The organism is Vibrio aquaticus (genome assembly GCF_003970385.1).
Lineage (GTDB): Bacteria > Pseudomonadota > Gammaproteobacteria > Enterobacterales > Vibrionaceae > Vibrio > Vibrio aquaticus.
In genome coordinates, this window is the sequence record NZ_RXZH01000007.1 from 147358 (window position 1) to 164205 (window position 16848).

At 47.1% G+C, this 16848-nt stretch carries 13 protein-coding genes; 2 read left to right on the forward strand and 11 right to left on the reverse strand.

Going from position 1 to position 16848, the window contains the following annotated elements; translation table 11 throughout:
* Positions 1–189 precede the first annotated feature (189 nt).
* Positions 190–822, reverse strand: coding sequence for a 3'-5' exonuclease (locus EJ063_RS15425; protein WP_126575311.1), 633 nt, complete (start codon positions 820–822; stop codon positions 190–192).
* 3 nt (positions 823–825) lie between these two features.
* Positions 826–2652, reverse strand: a complete 1827-nt coding sequence (locus EJ063_RS15430) for a DUF294 nucleotidyltransferase-like domain-containing protein (protein ID WP_126575239.1) — start codon at positions 2650–2652, stop codon at positions 826–828.
* A gap of 198 nt (positions 2653–2850) precedes the next feature.
* On the opposite strand from EJ063_RS15430, the gene EJ063_RS15435 reads away from it, so the two are divergent.
* Positions 2851–4035, forward strand: a complete 1185-nt coding sequence (locus tag EJ063_RS15435; protein ID WP_126575240.1) for a 3-phenylpropionate MFS transporter — start codon at positions 2851–2853, stop codon at positions 4033–4035.
* Between the two features lie 106 nt (positions 4036–4141).
* On the forward strand, positions 4142–7570 hold the full coding sequence (locus EJ063_RS15440; protein WP_126575241.1) for a PAS domain-containing hybrid sensor histidine kinase/response regulator: 3429 nt from the start codon (positions 4142–4144) through the stop codon (positions 7568–7570).
* 204 nt (positions 7571–7774) lie between these two features.
* Here the strand turns inward: EJ063_RS15440 and EJ063_RS15445 are convergent, their stop codons facing one another.
* The 9 genes from EJ063_RS15445 to pyrB all read right to left on the reverse strand — a co-directional run bounded on the left by EJ063_RS15445 (position 7775) and on the right by pyrB (position 16515).
* Positions 7775–8257, reverse strand: coding sequence for a hypothetical protein (locus tag EJ063_RS15445; protein ID WP_126575242.1), 483 nt, complete (start codon positions 8255–8257; stop codon positions 7775–7777).
* A 260-nt stretch (positions 8258–8517) separates the two neighbouring features.
* A complete protein-coding gene (locus EJ063_RS15450; RefSeq protein ID WP_126575243.1) occupies positions 8518–10245 on the reverse strand; it encodes a sodium:solute symporter family protein in 1728 nt (575 codons plus the stop codon).
* A gap of 12 nt (positions 10246–10257) precedes the next feature.
* Entirely contained in the window at positions 10258–10521 is a 264-nt protein-coding gene (locus tag EJ063_RS15455) for a DUF4212 domain-containing protein (RefSeq protein ID WP_004410602.1), read from the reverse strand.
* 222 nt (positions 10522–10743) lie between these two features.
* Positions 10744–11370, reverse strand: coding sequence for a MarC family protein (locus EJ063_RS15460; RefSeq protein ID WP_126575244.1), 627 nt, complete (start codon positions 11368–11370; stop codon positions 10744–10746).
* Between the two features lie 120 nt (positions 11371–11490).
* Positions 11491–12126 carry a response regulator transcription factor gene (locus tag EJ063_RS15465; RefSeq protein ID WP_126575245.1) on the reverse strand — a complete coding sequence of 212 codons (636 nt, stop codon included), beginning with the start codon at positions 12124–12126 and terminating at the stop codon, positions 11491–11493.
* 238 nt (positions 12127–12364) lie between these two features.
* Complete coding sequence (locus EJ063_RS15470) at positions 12365–14170, reverse strand: protein-disulfide reductase DsbD (RefSeq protein WP_126575246.1); 1806 nt, start codon at positions 14168–14170, stop codon at positions 12365–12367.
* A 156-nt stretch (positions 14171–14326) separates the two neighbouring features.
* Positions 14327–14815 carry an arginine repressor gene (locus EJ063_RS15475; RefSeq protein WP_126575247.1) on the reverse strand — a complete coding sequence of 163 codons (489 nt, stop codon included), beginning with the start codon at positions 14813–14815 and terminating at the stop codon, positions 14327–14329.
* 289 nt (positions 14816–15104) lie between these two features.
* On the reverse strand, positions 15105–15569 hold the full coding sequence (pyrI, locus tag EJ063_RS15480; RefSeq protein WP_126575248.1) for an aspartate carbamoyltransferase regulatory subunit: 465 nt from the start codon (positions 15567–15569) through the stop codon (positions 15105–15107).
* Between the two features lie 16 nt (positions 15570–15585).
* Entirely contained in the window at positions 15586–16515 is a 930-nt protein-coding gene (gene pyrB, locus EJ063_RS15485) for an aspartate carbamoyltransferase (protein WP_126575249.1), read from the reverse strand.
* Positions 16516–16848: the final 333 nt, after the last annotated feature.

The following is a 16848-nucleotide window of genomic DNA, read 5'->3' on the forward strand; positions in this document are numbered from 1 at the left end:
TTTCATTCGAATTGAGCAAGTGTCCGTTTAAAACGATTAGGTCCTGTGACCCTGACGTTGAAAAATCCCTGTGCCTTAACTTTCAAGCACCATCGTTAATTCGACAATTAGACTTTAGGATGAGAGAGAGGTATCTGCTTATAAATGAATGGATTAAAAGCCAAATTGAGAGATAGGTCGTAACTTGAATCAGCGTCGGTAAGGCAGATTTAGGCTAGGTAGATCACCTTTTGTTAGGCGAACGAAGATAAGTGCCGCGGCAATGGCGTCTTGCAGAGCGTCGTGTTTGTTTTGCAGCGGCAGATCTAAATGCTTGCAGATCGCATCTAAGCTGAGGTCAAAGTATGCGTTGGGTAGATGTTGCTCAAGCTTATCGTGATAAATCTGACTCACTTCAATCAAAGGGTTGGGCAAAGGGAATCCCAATTGTTTTTGACAAGCGAGGTCGAGAATCTTTTTGTCGTAGCGAATATGGTAGCCAACCAAAGGTCGATTACCGATGAATTCGAGTAACTGCAGCAGGGCCTGCTTTTCATCAATGCCATCAACCAGATCTTGGTGGCGGATGTGGTGAATCTTTACTGAACCAGAATCGAGAGACTGGGGAGCTCTGAGTCTGACCTCAAACGGTTTACTGGTAATGATGCGATTGTCGATGATTTTGGTCGCTGCAATGGTGACGAGTTCGGCTCGCTTCGGGTCAAGGCTGGTGGTTTCGCAATCGAGCGAGACATACTCGCCTTTTTTTACCTCCGCAAATAGGGGCCGGTAAGGCGAGCCTTTGAGTTTGTAATACCAATAACGACGTTTGAGCCAATTCATCATTTAGTCCCGAATTTGGTAGTGATAACCCAAGAACTGCTTAAACTTTTTAACCACATGTAGACTGTGGCGCAGTAAGTCACGTTCGGTTCGGTCAATTTGTTTTAGGTCGATACGGTTATGGCTATGTTGATTACTCAGCTGCTGATTCAGGCGCAGCTTGAACAATAATTTTAGCGCTTCACTGAGGTTATCGGCTGTCTCTGGCTCCAAGATACGTTTATTGCGCAGGGCTTCTATGCGCTCAAAGGTGTTCTTTTCTTCGATTCCGTATTCCAGAGATAGAGTGCGAATGCCATGCACGATAGGGAAGATTCCACCACTTTTTACGTCGACGCCTTGCTTCTCTTTCTTCACATTGCCAAATAGAGTCAAAGGCAGAGAAAACTGGAGTGCAGGGCGAGAGAAATCTTGTAGGGCCAGCATGTTATTGAGCATCAGTTGTTTTAAGTGCTCACTGACCGGTTCGAGCAGCGATTTGTTACCTGCGATGGCGTGGGCATCGGTGAAAATCGCTAAGTCCATCACTTGCTCGGCAGCATTAGGTTTAGACCATTGGCTGATGGTGCGTTTCCAGTCACTTTGCGTTTTGACCCATTTCGGATTGTTTACCATCACGTTGCCTGGACAGAGTGGGTAACCCAGCTGCTGCAAGGTATGCGTGAACTTAGCCATAACGGATTCGCATTGATGCCATTCAAGCCCATCTTTGACGATCAACGCATTGTCTTGGTCGGTTTTTAAGATTTGTTCACCACGCCCTTCTGAGCCTAAAACGACCAGACAGCAATGATCGTGAAGGGCGGGGGGAACAATCAACTCGAAGGCTTTCTCGATAATCTGTTCATTCACCGCCGATATTAGCTCCATGATAAAGCGGGTGCGAATACCATTACTAAGTAGGCTTTCAACCAACTGACGTTGCCGATTCGACGCTAACGCTAACTCTTCAATACTGGAAGAGCGAGCAATACTCAGTGTTAGAACGTGTGAGTGAGTAGAGAACGCGCTGAGAATTTGCGTCATATCGAGCATGCCGACGGCGTCTTTGCCATCCGCCACCATGACCCGTTTGACACGGTGACGCGTCATCTTAATCATGGCGTTGAAAAGGAACTCACCATCCTCTACATGAATTACAGGAAACGTTGCGATTTTGCCGACTGGCGTGTCTAGGGGGTGACCGTCGAGCATGACCGCATGGAGCATATTGGTTCGTGTAATAATGCCGTAGGGCAGTGAGTGTGAATCTTCGACTAACCGAACATCGGTGTCTTTTAATCTGACTAGCGCCGAGTCGAGACCATTCTCTTTGAGGGTCTGCGTCACTTGGTTGAGTGGCTGATCTGGCGAGATCACCATCGGTGGGTGATAAATCGATTTATCGACTTTGGTCAGAATAAACTCGGCTAAGTTTTGTTGCTGTTGCGCCGCTTCAATCAGCTCTTGTCGGCGAGCTAGGTTATTGTCGAAGTAGGCGGCAAACTGGCCATTTTCATTGTAGAGCTCAATAAACACAGACTTCGGCAGTAAGTAAGCCAGCGTATCTTCTAAAGCGATGTAGCGATGTTTTACCGATTCTTCAAAAAGTGCTCGCACATCAAACAGATCATCATTGGCATAATGAGCAAAGATTTCGCTGTCGTCTTCAGAGCGTTCTTCTACTGCGCCTTTGATCAGAATATGCAGGTGTTGGCTTGCAACGCCAGGCTGAAGCAGGGTTTCCTTGGTGCGGTAGTAAGCAACATCAAGCGAACTTCTCAGACGGTTTTGCTGCTGAGCATCTAGCCTGTCGAACGGCGGGGAATGCATATTAAATTTATCTGGCATGCTCACTGACTCACACAAAGTTTCATATCCCTAAGTGTGCGTGATTATGAGTTTTCTACCAGACGACTTTGGTCGAAGGTGAGCAAGACTGTTTCTATACGAAATGCCAATAGGGAAAGGGGAATTACCAGATTGTTCCCTTTTTATTTGCTCGAAGGCAGTTGATAATACCCTCCTTACTCGCACTTTGAGGTCATCATGCTCACTCCATCTCCTTACGGCTGGATTTCCCAGTACTTCATTGGTTTCTTCTTTGCCTATGGTGTCTATCTGCCATTCTGGGCGCTGTGGTTTGAGGAGCAGGGAGTTTCGCCGACTGATATTGGTTTGTTGGTGGGGATAGGTTTTGCCACTCGCTGTGTGGCCAATATGGTGTTAACGCCTCGACTCCATAAAGTCGAGCACCTTATGCCAGCGCTGCGTTGGTTGAGCTTTGCTTCGTTGCTGTTTGTGGGGTTCCACTTTTTTACCGGTGGAAACTTCTGGCTAATGGCGCTCGCAACGGTGCTGTTTAACCTCTGCTGTGGCCCGATTGTGCCGCTATCGGATGCGATGGCGAATTACTATGCCCGTTTAAAAATGCTCGATTATGGCCGTACCCGCTTATGGGGGTCGATTGCTTTCATTGCCGGCTCAACCGTGGTGGGTTTCATGGTGGCGCGATTTGGCACTGATATGATTCTTTATACGGCGTTGTTTGGTGTGTTGGTTTCTTTACTGCTTTCCATGCGTCGAGTAAACCCAATGCCGGTGACTAAAGAGGAAGAGCAAACAGAAAGACCGAAGTTGACCGAGCTATTGCGCGAAGGGCCTGTGGTTAAATTCTTGGTGTTGATGGCGCTGATCCAAGGCAGTCATGCGGCTTACTACAGTTTTAGTTCTATTTACTGGAAAGGCGCAGGTTACTCAGAAGACATCATCGGCTACTTGTGGAGTTTAGGTGTGGTTGCTGAAGTGGCGATTTTTGCTCTGAGTAAACGTCTATTCGCCGGCTGGACACTGCGCGCAATGTTCGTAGTGGCAGCGCTGGGCGTGATCGCTCGTTGGGGACTGACGGCTTCAACCACCGCATTGATGGCATTGGTTTTGATTCAGCTTCTGCATGGTGTGACGTTTGCGATGGCGCACATTGCGGCGATTCAATACATCCAACATTCGGAAGCTCGTAAGATGGTCGCGCTACAAGCCCTGTATAACGCAATTCCATTAGGGGCGTTCATCGCCTTGATGACGACCTTAAGTGGTTGGGGTTACGAACACTGGGGTGCCAATGTCTTTTGGGCGATGGCGGCGATGGGTGTGTTAGCCTTGTTTATCAAACTCGACCCTCAACAAAGCGATGTAACGCATTCAGTGAAAGCAGAGCCCAAAGCACAGAATTAAACCTATCTGATTGAGTTAATTACCTATCCTTAGTTAAATGAAACCTCTCCAAGACGGAGAGGTTTTTTCTTTGTGGTAACAATGTGCGATAAGATAAGGATATCGGATGCAAGGTTGGCTCGTGATCACCGTTTCATTGCTCTATCTCGGGCTACTGTTTCTCATTGCTTGGTATGGTGACAAACGCAGTACCTGGCTGGCTAAATGGCGTCCTTGGGTTTACAGCTTGTCGATTGCGGTTTACTGCACCTCGTGGACCTTTTATGGCACGGTGGGGCAAGCCAGCAGTAACCCGTGGGCTTTTCTTCCTATCTATATCGCCCCCATTTTAGTCTTCACCTTTGGCTGGCGGATCCTCGCTCGCTTGATCATTACGGCTAAACGAGAACACATCACCTCGATTGCCGACTTTATCGCCGCCCGTTACGGTAAATCTCAGGGCTTGGCGGTGGTCGTGACCTTGATTGCTGTCGCAGGTATCTTGCCCTATATCGCCTTGCAGCTTCGTGGCATTACCATGGGGCTCGAAATCATTGCGCCAGAGCTGCCGGTTCATTTCCAAAACTCTCATTTTGATGTGTCTTGGTTTGTGGTGGGAGCGCTGGCGATCTTTACCATGTTGTTTGGTACTCGCCATATCGATAATACCGAGCACCACCGTGGCATGATGATGGCGATTGCATTTGAGTCGATCGTCAAGCTGGTGGCCTTTCTCGCGGTTGGCTTCTTTATTCTGTTCTTAGCATTGAATCGCAGCGATATTGAACTGGCTGAAATCGCCAGTCAAACCTACCAATCGCCTAACATCGCAACTTTACTGATCCACACTGTTTTAACCATGTTGGCGATTGTCTGTTTGCCTCGTCAGTTTCATACCATGGTGGTGGAGAACGAACGCGCGCAAGATCTGCATACCGCAAGGTGGCTATTTCCTCTCTATTTGATTTTGATGGGTGTGTTTGTCTTGCCTATCGCCTGGGTGGGTCAGGGGCTGCTGACGGATGCGAGCCCAGATACCTATGTGATCAGTTTACCGATGGCCGTAGGCGCGCAAGATGTCGCGCTATTGGCATTCTTAGGCGGTACGTCAGCGGCGAGCGGCATGGTGATTGTCTCAACCATAGCGTTGGCGATCATGGTATCCAATGATCTTGTTATGCCGCTGCTTTTACGTCGAATGCGTTTATCACAGCGTACTCATCGTCATTTCTCTGGGCTGTTATTAGTTATTCGCCGTGGCTTGATATTGCTGCTTTTACTTGGTGCGTGGGGTTTTTATCAAGCCTTTGGGAGCATCCACTCACTCTCTGCGATTGGCTTTCTGTCGTTTGCTGCGATTACCCAGTTTGCCCCGGCTCTTATTGGCGGAATGTACTGGCGACAAGGCAACCGTAAAGGGGTGTATGTCGGTTTAGCGGTAGGCTTTACCTTGTGGCTGATCACTTTGATGAGCCAAACGGACATGCTGGCAGGCTCGGCGGAAAACAACTTCTTACTCTGGTTGATCACTCCGCCAGAGCTACTGCAAAGCTGGAATGTGAAGAACTCAGATTGGGGCATTGTATTGAGCGTTACTCTTAATACATTGTGTTATGTGGTGATTTCACTCTTTACCCGAGCCAGCCTGAGTGAACGCTTACAATCGGCTTCGTTTGTTGGTACGCCATTACCTGAAAGCGAAAACATGAGCCTTTACCAAAGCCGAGTCACGGTGGGTGAGCTTGAAATGTTGGCGTCACGTTTTGTCGGTAGGCAGCGAGTACGCAGCGCCTTTAGGCAATATTGGCAACAGCAGCGGGAAACTTTACTGCCTAATCAACAAGCGCCTTCGACCTTGATTCGTCATACCGAGCGTGTTCTTGCTGGGGTGTTTGGTGCCTCTTCGGCTAAGTTAGTACTGACTTCGGCCCTACAAGGCAGAAACATGCAGTTGGAAGAAGTTGCGACCATCGTTGATGAAGCCTCGGAGCTGTATGACTTTAGCCGCGGTTTATTACAAGGTGCGATTGAGCATATTGGTCAGGGCATTGCGGTAGTCGATAAGCAGCTTAGGCTGGTGGCTTGGAACCAACGATACTTAGAGTTATTCACCTTTCCAGCCGGTTTAATTCAGGTGGGCCGACCGATTGCGGATGTGATTCGTCATAATGCCGAGCAAGGACTGTGTGGCCCAGGCGATCCAGAAGAGCATGTGCGCCGCCGAGTGTTTCACTTAGAACAAGGCACTCGCCATACTTCATCTCGCGTTCGTCCGGATGGTCGAGTGATTGAGGTGCAAGGGAATCCAATGCCGGGTGGTGGCTTTGTCATGAGCTTTACCGACATCACAGTGTTTAGGGATGCGGAACAAGCGCTGAAAGATGCCAACGAATCGCTAGAAGAGCGGGTTCAAGAGCGTACCCAAGAACTTGAACAGTTGAATAAAAAGTTAGTCAGTGCCACGCAGCGCTCAGAGCATGAATCTCAGTCGAAATCTCGCTTCTTAGCCGCGGTGAGCCATGACTTAATGCAACCGCTCAATGCGGCTCGCTTATTTGCCTCATCACTATCTGAGGTGGCCAAAGATGCTGAAACCAAGCAGCTGTCACATCATATTGAAAGTGCCTTAGGTGCAGCCGAAGACCTTATTGGTGACCTGTTGGATATCTCGCGTTTAGAGTCGGGCAAATTAGATATTAATGTCCATGGCTTTGCGATTAACGATGTGTTGTCGAACTTAAATGCGGAGTTCAGTGCATTAGCCAAACAGCAGGGTATTGAGTTTACGATGATCCCTAGCCAGTTATTGGTGCAATCCGATCCGAAACTGCTGCGCCGAGTGGTGCAGAACTTCCTAACTAACGCATTCCGTTATAGCCCGAAAGGTAAAGTGGTATTAGGTGTGAGGCGAGTCGGGACTCAAGCGCGCATTGACGTGTGGGACAACGGAATGGGCATTGATGAAGATAAGCAGCAAGAGATCTTCGAAGAGTTTAACCGAGGTACACAAGTCCGTTCTGATCAGGGGTTAGGTCTCGGGTTAGCCATTTCCAAAGGTATTGCTCATGTACTCGGTCACCAAATCACGATGCGTTCATGGCCGGGTAAAGGCAGTGTATTCTCAATCACGTTAGCGCGTAGCATGCAGGCGATTGCTCCAGTGAAGTCTGCACCAGTGGCAGCGGTTTCGGATCTCAGTCATCTAAAAGTGCTGTGTGTCGACAATGAAAACGACATTTTGGTGGGTATGGAGAACCTGCTAGGTCGCTGGGGGTGTGATGTGCGCACTGCCGTTGATCTGGTTAACTCACTGCAAGCGATTGAAGAAATTTGGGTGCCCGATGTGATTCTTTCTGATTATCGTCTTGATAACGGCCGAACAGGGTTAGAAGTTCTGCAGCAATGTCGCTTGAGACTAGGGGATAGCTTTATCGGGGTAATTATCAGTGCTGACCGGACCGATGATATGCTTGATGGCATCAAATCAAATGGTTTTAGCTTTATCCCTAAGCCGGTTAAACCGCTGAAATTGAGAGCGGTGCTGAATCGGGTTTAGAAGTCAGATCTATTATCGTCATTCCATAGACTGACGAAGGAAGGAGTAGGGAATCTCATCAAGCTTCCTGTTTGTTTCAAGAGAAACCTAACGCACTCGTTGTTCGCTCTCGGGGATGATGGTGAATAAAAAAACAAAGGGTTGACGCAAAACGCCAACCCTAAATATTTTTCTCGCTTCTCGCTTCTCGCTTCTCGCTTCTCGCTATTCCGTAAACAGCGTTTCGTATTTCACAAACGCTGTTTGCGTCTCGCCATAGTAAAGCGTGCCATCAGCTTGAATCGCTACTCGCAACCAACTCTTAGCAGAAGCCGGCTTTGGCAGTGAGATAGACCAGTTCTGGCCGGTACTGTCGTTTGGCGTCATATCGAGTGGTTGAGTTGCTTGGTCTTGGCTATCTACAATCGATAGTTTGATACCTTCAAGCGGAAAAGCAGCTTTGAGTGATAGGTCTAAACTATTCGCTGTGAGTTTTTCTGAGCGAAACTGCACTTTAAAGTCGCCATTCGTCATATCGCACAAACCACTGGTATAGCGGCAGTTTGATTTAGCGGCCAACTTATAGGTTTCCCCTTCTTTCGCCGCGTGAGGCTTTTCACTCAGCGCCATATCTGTACCAAAATAGGCAATCAAAGAGAGGATAGGGGCGATTAGTAATGCGATCAGAAAGTGCTTGTTTTTGAACATAAAATACTAGTTCCATCAATTATCTGTTCATTCTTACTGGCTAAAATCGCTAATAACTGCGTTAAAGATTTAGAAGGTAGAGCAACTAGCTTGCTGCAATCTTTGCCTTGTTCTAAGCGATTTTATCTGCGTAATCTCTGAACATAGAATCAATGGCACTCGTATACGTCCTTGCTACTGTTCAGAGAATCTTTAATTATTAGAATAAGTTAAGCGAATAAAAAAGCCCCAATCGGGGCTTTTGTGGTTTAGGTATAGTTTTAGTGGTCGACTGCACCGCCAGCACCCGCTGGTACACGTACGTGTTCAACCAAGTCTTTCACTTCTTGTGGCGTCTCAGCTGTTACTTTCGATACAGCGAACGCGACGATGAAGTTAAACAGAGCACCAATTGCACCAAATGCGTTTGGCTCAATGCCAAAGAACCAGTTACTGCCCCAGCTTTCTAGGTATTTCCAGTCAGCAACGAATAGGATGCCTTTGTGCTGGAATACGTAGAATAGAGTGATACTGATACCTGCAATCATACCTGCGATTGCGCCTTCTTTATTGATACCTTTGCTGAAGATACCCATCATCAAGGCCGGGAAGATGGACGATGCTGCGAGACCGAAGGCCAGTGCAACCGTACCAGCGGCAAAGCCTGGTGGGTTGAGGCCGAGATAACCGGCCACCGCAATCGCTACAGCCATAGCAATCCGACTGGCGAGCAGCTCATTCTTCTCGGAGATATTCGGGTTTATGACGCCTTTGATTAAGTCATGAGATATCGCGGACGAGATGGCCAATAATAAGCCTGCCGCCGTTGATAGTGCCGCTGCTAGACCACCCGCTGCGACAAGTGCGATTACCCAGTTCGGTAGCTTCGCAATCTCAGGGTTAGCCAGTACCATGATGTCACGGTCAACTTTTAGCTCATTGGTTGCAGCGCTAGACGTGTACTCAATTAGGCCATCACCGTTCTTATCATCAAAGCCAAGTAGACCTGTTTTCTCCCAGTTTTTGAACCAGTCAGGACGCTCATCATAAGCAAGGTGCTTACCAGGAGCAGGGTTAACAGTATCCATTAGGTTTAAGCGAGCCATTGCAGATACTGCCGGAGCGGTAGTATATAGGATAGCGATGAACAGTAGTGCCCAGCCTGCTGATGTACGTGCGTCACGCACTTTCGGTACCGTGAAGAAACGGATGATTACGTGTGGCAGACCTGCAGTACCAATCATTAGCGACATCGTGTAAACAAACATGTTTAACGTATCACCCCGGACATGGGTGGTGTATTCACTAAATCCGAGCTCGGTGACCACTTGGTCGAGCCTATCGAGTAGATAGACATCGGTGCCTTGTATGGTACTCCCTAGGCCAATTTGAGGAAGAGGGTGACCTGTTAGTTGCAGAGAGATGAAGATTGCAGGAATAGTGTAAGCTAAAATGAGTACGCAATATTGAGCAATCTGCGTGTATGTGATGCCTTTCATGCCGCCCATAACCGCGTACATAAATACGATACACATACCGATCAGTAGGCCAGTAGAGTAGTCCACTTCTAGGAAACGACCGAACGCAACACCAACCCCTTTCATCTGACCGATAACGTAAGTTACTGATGCGATGATTAGACACACAACCGCTACAATACGCGCTGTGTTTGAGTAGAAACGTTCGCCTACGAACTCTGGCACCGTGAACTTGCCAAACTTACGTAGGTAAGGTGCAAGTAGAAGTGCTAGAAGTACGTAACCGCCAGTCCAACCCATTAGGAATACGCTGCCGCCGTAACCCATGAAGGCGATAAGACCAGCCATAGAGATAAATGATGCTGCTGACATCCAGTCTGCTGCGGTTGCCATGCCGTTTGCGATTGGGTTTACACCACCGCCAGCAACATAGAACTCTTTCGTTGATCCAGCACGAGCCCAAATCGCAATACCGATGTAAAGGATAAAGGTCGCACCAACAACGAGGTAAGTGATAGTTTTCAAATCCATCTGAGTGACTCCTTACTCATCTACGCCGAATTCACGGTCGATTTGGCGCATTTTCCACGCGTAGTAGAAAATAATACCTAGGAAGGCATAGATTGAGCCTTGTTGAGCAAACCAGAAACCTAGCTTGTAACCACCTAGTTGAAATTGATTAAGTTGATCGACAAATAAGATGCCGCAGCCGAAAGATACAACGAACCAAATCACCATTAGAGTGATCATCAGCTTCACGTTCTTATCCCAATAGGCTTTGGCTTTATCCTGACTTTCAAACGCCATTGCCGCCTCCTTACGATTGGTTTGGGTTGTTAAAAAAATGTTTCACCATGTACATTAGCAAGGGCTTGGCAATAACTCTTTTCAACTTTAGTCGCGGCAATAAAAACAAAAAGCGCCCATATAACGGGCGCTTAGTAAAAGACGTATTGATTTTTGTGATGTTAACGTTGTGTTAAATTAGCCTAAAGTCTAACGTTTCATTCATTATTCTATAAATTTAATCTAGCTTATGTAGAAATCTTTGATCCCCATCAGCAGGTTATTGACGGCAACCGCCGCTAGAATCAGCCCCATCACGCGGCTAATAATGGCGGCACCGACATTGCCAATCCATTTCTGAATATGTGTCGCGCCTAACAGCAGTAACAGCGTAATCAATAGCACAACGACCATGATGCCAGCGGTAATTCCCTGATCAATCAATGAAAAACGGTGGTTGTCCGTCAACATGACAATCGCCATCATTGCACCAGGAGAGGCAATCGAAGGAATCGCTAAAGGGTAGACCGCTAAATCAGCAAGATCGGAATGACTGATTTCTTCAGAAAGCTTGGTTTCTTGCTCAGGCTTTGATTCTCCAAAAATCATCGTCAGGGCGAACAGCAGCAGAACTAAACCACCGGCGGCCTGAAAGGCTGGCAATGGGATTTGCATCGCCTCAAGTAGCACTTGTCCTATGAGTAAGAAAAACAGCAAAACACCCGTCGCGATAGCAACCGCTTTTAAGGCGACCAGTCGGCGCTGCTTGGCTGTGAGGTGTTGAGTTTGAGAGAGATAAACGGGAACAGACCCGATAGGATCAATAACGGCCCAGAGAACCACAAATTGGGTAATGATGATGCTTAACAAGAGAAGTACTCCCAGAGTTAGTGAACAGAGGGGTAAATCAGATTGTCGCCTGATATAGAGTGTGTTTACACGCGCTATTTTAGCAAAATTCTAAGAGTATTAATGTTATTTTCTGGTGAGTTAAACCTCAGATTCTAATTGTTGTAGCAAAATAACTGCCTGAGTTCGGTTTTTCACATCTAATTTTCTAAATATGGCCGTCATATGGGCTTTAATGGTCGCTTCTGACACATTTAACTCGTACGCAATCTGCTTATTGAGCAAACCATCGGATAGCATTCCAAGAACTTTGTATTGCTGTGGCGTTAAAGTAGATATTTTTTCAGCTAAATCATTGCAAGCCGCATTGTTGGTAATCGACCCCTCAGGAAAGAAAGGTTCGCCATTGAGCACTTGGTTGAGGGCTGAGATAAGCTCGCGCATGTCACTGGATTTCGGAATAAAGCCAAACGCACCATGGCTTTTCACTTGTGTGACTACTGCAGGTTCTTCACTGGCCGAAACCACCACAATCGGCAAATCTGGATATTCAGCACGGAGCTGGATTAAACCAGACATGCCATTGGCACCGGGCATTTTTAGATCGAGCAGCAGCAGATCGGGCTCGTCTTCTTTTTTGAGCAAAGTCAGTAAGGCGTCGTGTGAATCGGCTTCGAGTAAGTTAGCACCACTCACAGCCATATGAACTGATTGAAATAGAGCATTGCGAAACAGTGGGTGATCATCGGCAATGATAATGGTGTAAGTCGAATCCATGACGTTAACTACTTATGACGGTTGAGTTAATGGAATTATTGTCATCTTTGCGATTGTGAACAATGTTTATCCACTAAAAGTCTGAACTGTATCGGGTTTTATTAGCAAAATTGCATATAGGGACCAACCTTAAAAAATAAATGAGTACTTGCTCACTTTGGTCGGGATCTGATTGCGAAGATTCGGTTTATCGCCACATACAATAACGCCAGCAAAGGTGCTGGCGTTGTTTGAAAGCTTAAAGGCTATGGGTATCCAAATGCTTTAGGAAGGTCTCTTCATTCATAAAGCCGGTGATGCGAGCGTTTGAAACGGGCTCGCCTTGGCTATCCCAGAACTCAATGGTAGGCAGACCAAGCACACGCATTTCTTTGAGTAGGGCAATGTCTTGAGGTTGGTTACGTGTGACGTCTGCTTGCAGTAACACAAAGTCTTTGAGCTTGGCTTCAACCGCTGGCTGGTGGAAGGTGTACTTCTCAAACTCTTTACAGGTCACACACCAATCGGCATAGAAGTCGAGCATCACAGGTTTACCGGCCAGTTTAGCCGCTTCGAGCTGTTGGTTGAGCTCATCAATGTTAGCGACACGAATGAACTCAACTTGATTTTGTGTTTGTTCGAGGTGGGAATTGCCAAAGTAGTAGTTCAGCGCAGGTTGAGCCGAAGCAAACAGGCCAAGCACAGCGATAATCCCGACAACACTTTGCTTCCAACCGCCGAATGGCAACGAGTTCTTCACATGATAGAGCCAACCAAATGCCAGGATGCCCAACACTGACCACAGCGCGGTTGCCCATAGTTCCGGTAGGATTCGTTCAAGCAGGAAGATAGGGGCAGCCAATAAGACAAAACCAAACAGTGTTTTTACACGATCCATCCAGTTGCCCGCTTTTGGCAGCAACTTATTCCCAAATACGGCCACAAGCATCAGTGGAATGCCCATGCCGATTGCGAGTGCATACAGAGCAATACCACCAGTGAGTAGATCGCCACTTTGCGCCACGTACAACAACGCACCAGACAGTGGAGCGGTGGTACACGGTGAACACACGAGACCTGAAATCGCACCCATGGCAAACACGCCAAGTGAGCTGCCACCTTGCTGTTTATTACTTAAGTTGTTTAACCAAGTTTGAGCACTGCTTGGTAGTTGAATGGTGTATAAGCCGAACATTGACAGCGCTAACGTAACGAACAACATGCTTAGGCCAATAAGAACATAAGGGTGTTGCATTGCCGCTTGAAATTGCATCCCGGCTGACGCAACGACCAAGCCCAGTAGGGTATAGGTCAGCGCCATACCTTGCACGTATATGAACGCTAAACCCAAAGCACGAGTGTGGCTGAGCTTACCGCTGCCCAATACGATGCTGGTTAAGATCGGGTACATCGGCAGTACACACGGTGTAAAGGCGAGGCCCACACCGAGCGCCAGGAACATCAGTGGTGTCCACCAATTGTCACTCAACTTAGACGCAAGGTTCGACTCACTGGATACTGGCGCTGTAGGTTCAGCAGCCACAGGAACCGATGTTTCTTTGGTTGCTGGTTGAGTAGATGATGTAGTGGATGAAGTGTTACTCGCTGAAGTCGTAAAGCTAGTAAGGTCAACGACACGAGTCTCTGGTGGATAACAGAACCCCGCTTTTGCACAGCCTTGGTACCGAACAATCAAACGAGCGCCATCTTGATAATCGGCCAGTGGTACTTCAACGAACAGCGGTGTGGTGTAAATATTCACATCACCGAAAAATTCATCTTTGTACGGTTCGCCATCGCGCATCTCAATATTGCCAATCGAGACATTTTCACCACTGATCGAAACTCGGTGCTGATAGAGGTAGTAGTCTTCTTTAACTTGCCAATCCATGAGTACACGGTCGCCTTGCTGGAAGGCGTTGAACGGGAAAGCTTCATCGACCGGGACGAACGTATTGCTGTCATTGCCAAAAGACAATGAAGAATTGGATTGCCCAAACAGCGCCATTGCGGGCGTTGAAACGACAGAAATACACAGCAGTAAAAGAGATAAGGCGAAGCGCATAGAAGAGCCACTTAAGTTAAATTTTCATCATTTTAACTCAATCAGACAGAAGAAAGGCGGAATAAGTTTCACGCAATATGAATTATTGTTGATAAGAAGAGCGGCCACATAGAGAAGGAGAAAGAGCTGTGGCCACTCTGATGAATTTTGGATGACCTAGGCAACCCCTAAACGCGCTCGAACGACACGTTCGCAAGCATCAATATGGTCAGTGTCTTTGGGGATCACCAATACGGTGTCATTCCCGCCGACCGTACCGAGGATCTCGGTGTGAGGGTCAATATCGACCAAGCGCGCGACAAGTTGCGCACTACCCGGGTGGGTTTTTACCACCACCATAGCTTGGTTATGGGTGATGAACTCAATTTGGGAAGAGATAGACGACTCTACGCGCACCGGCGCGGTTTCAACCGTAATGCAATAAACCTTTTTACCGCAGGCGTTTTGTACCTTGATGACCCCTAGCTGAGACAATAAACGGGATACTGTAGATTGACTAATCCCATGAAAGCCAATATCGACAAGGGCTTCTCGCAGTTCATTTTGAGTCGAGAAACTTTGTTGTTGCAGTAAGCGTTTGCAGGCAGCGGTCAGCGTTTTATCTTCACTGTAATCCACGATATTGGAATTTAGAGTTTCACTCATGCGAACTCCTTAACTATGACGTAATGAATAATCGTCCATACCACTCTCAGCACTCCATTTCCTTCGGATGCTATGTCTGGTGAGCCGTTACTCTCTGGTAACTTATTTTATAATTTTGAGTTTACCACCAAATTATATGCGGCAATGTGAATGCGATCGCCAAATAAAAAACTATATAATTTCTTGAAGTTAGCGGTGTGTTCGGAGGGCTTGCGGATATTTATCCATGTTATGGCATAAATATCCGCAAGATTTAAAGGAAAGGTTTTAAAGCTGAGTAATCACGCCATTAGCGCGCTTCTGTCATAATTTCGCGTGAGAATACTTTTTCACAGTAGTGACATTTTAGCTGCACGTTGTCGTGTTTTTCTTGCACTTTGAATTTGCTTTCAACAGGTTCACCGTGAGAAATACAGTTGCTGTTCGGACATTCAAAAACACTTTCAATACTGTCAGGAAGTGCCAAGTTGAGTTTATTCACCACCTTGTACTCTTCAATCTGGTTTACCGTTGCTTTCGGTGCGTAAAGCGCTAACTGGTTAGCTTGCTCTTTCGTTAGGTAGATGTTCTCAATCTTAATCAGATCTTTCGCGCCTAGTGCTGACGACGGTAGGTTCAAGCCAATCGTGATGCGCTCGTTGGTCTTGTGCATCTTGAACAACTTAAGCACTTTAATACCAATATGAGCAGGGATATGGTCGATTACAGAGCCGTTACGAATTGCTTCTACCTGAAGTTGAGTTTCTTTCACCATGATATCTCTCCTGCTATTAAAGGGTGTCGTTAAGAACAAGGGCCAGTAAAGCTTCACGTGCGTATACGCCATTTTCAGCTTGTTCGAAGTAGTAAGCGTGTTTGGTTTTGTCGACATCGACCGTGATTTCATCAACACGTGGTAGAGGGTGGAGTACTTTAAGGTTGTCGCGCGCTTCCGTTAAGGTCGCCGCTGTTAGGATAAAGGCCGATTTCATGTGCGCGTATTCCGACTCGTCAAAACGCTCTTTTTGTACACGGGTCATGTATAGTACATCCAGCTCTGGCACCACTTCTTCAATGTTGCTGTGCATGCTGAATGTAATGCCTGACTCTTCTAGTTCTTCACAGATGTAGTCTGGCATCGCCAGTGCGTCTGGTGCGATAAAGAAGAAACGGACGTTGTCGAACTTCGCTAATGCTTGAGTTAGAGAGTGAACAGTGCGGCCGTATTTTAAGTCACCGACGAACGCGACGTTGAGGTTGTCTAACGTGCCTTGAGTTTCGTAGATAGAGAATAGGTCGAGCAGTGTCTGTGTCGGATGTTGGTTCGCGCCGTCGCCACCGTTGATGATAGGCACACCGTTAGAGAATTCAGAAGCTAGACGTGCAGCGCCTTCTTGTGGATGACGCATAACGAACGCATCCACATACGAAGCGATAACTTGCACCGAGTCAGCCAATGTTTCGCCTTTTTTCGCCAGAGACGTGTTACCACCGTTATCAAAACCAATCACGCTGCCACCTAAACGCTCAACAGCGGTTTCAAATGAAAGGCGAGTACGCGTTGATGGTTCAAAGAAACAGCTCGCGACCACTTTGTTTTTCAACAGCTCTGGATTCGGTTCAGCTTTTAATCTTGCCGCCGTATCGACGATAAGCTCTAGCTCTTCACGGCTGAGCTCAGGGATGGAAATGATGTGCTTATTAAATAACGAATGCGCCATAGCAATGCTTCCTAGTCGTGATTTATAGACAAAAAAAAGCCCCCTGAAATAGGAGGCTTTAAAATAGATTGAATAGAGAAAACGAAACAGACAACGACCCAAGTTGAGGGCGCTTTTTAATACAGCAATGAGCAGTAGTAAACGGTTTCATTGTTCTCTCCTAAGACAAATTGCGGAGGATTATACGCACAAAAAAACGCCGCGCAAGCGTTTGCGAAAAGTATCCAGAAATTGGATTTTTATGCGAACTTCGCATCTTTTCGCTACTTTTATCCAACCTTTGGCTGAACTTGCTTGAGGGCGTTTTTGCGTATCAATCACCAAATCCTTGAT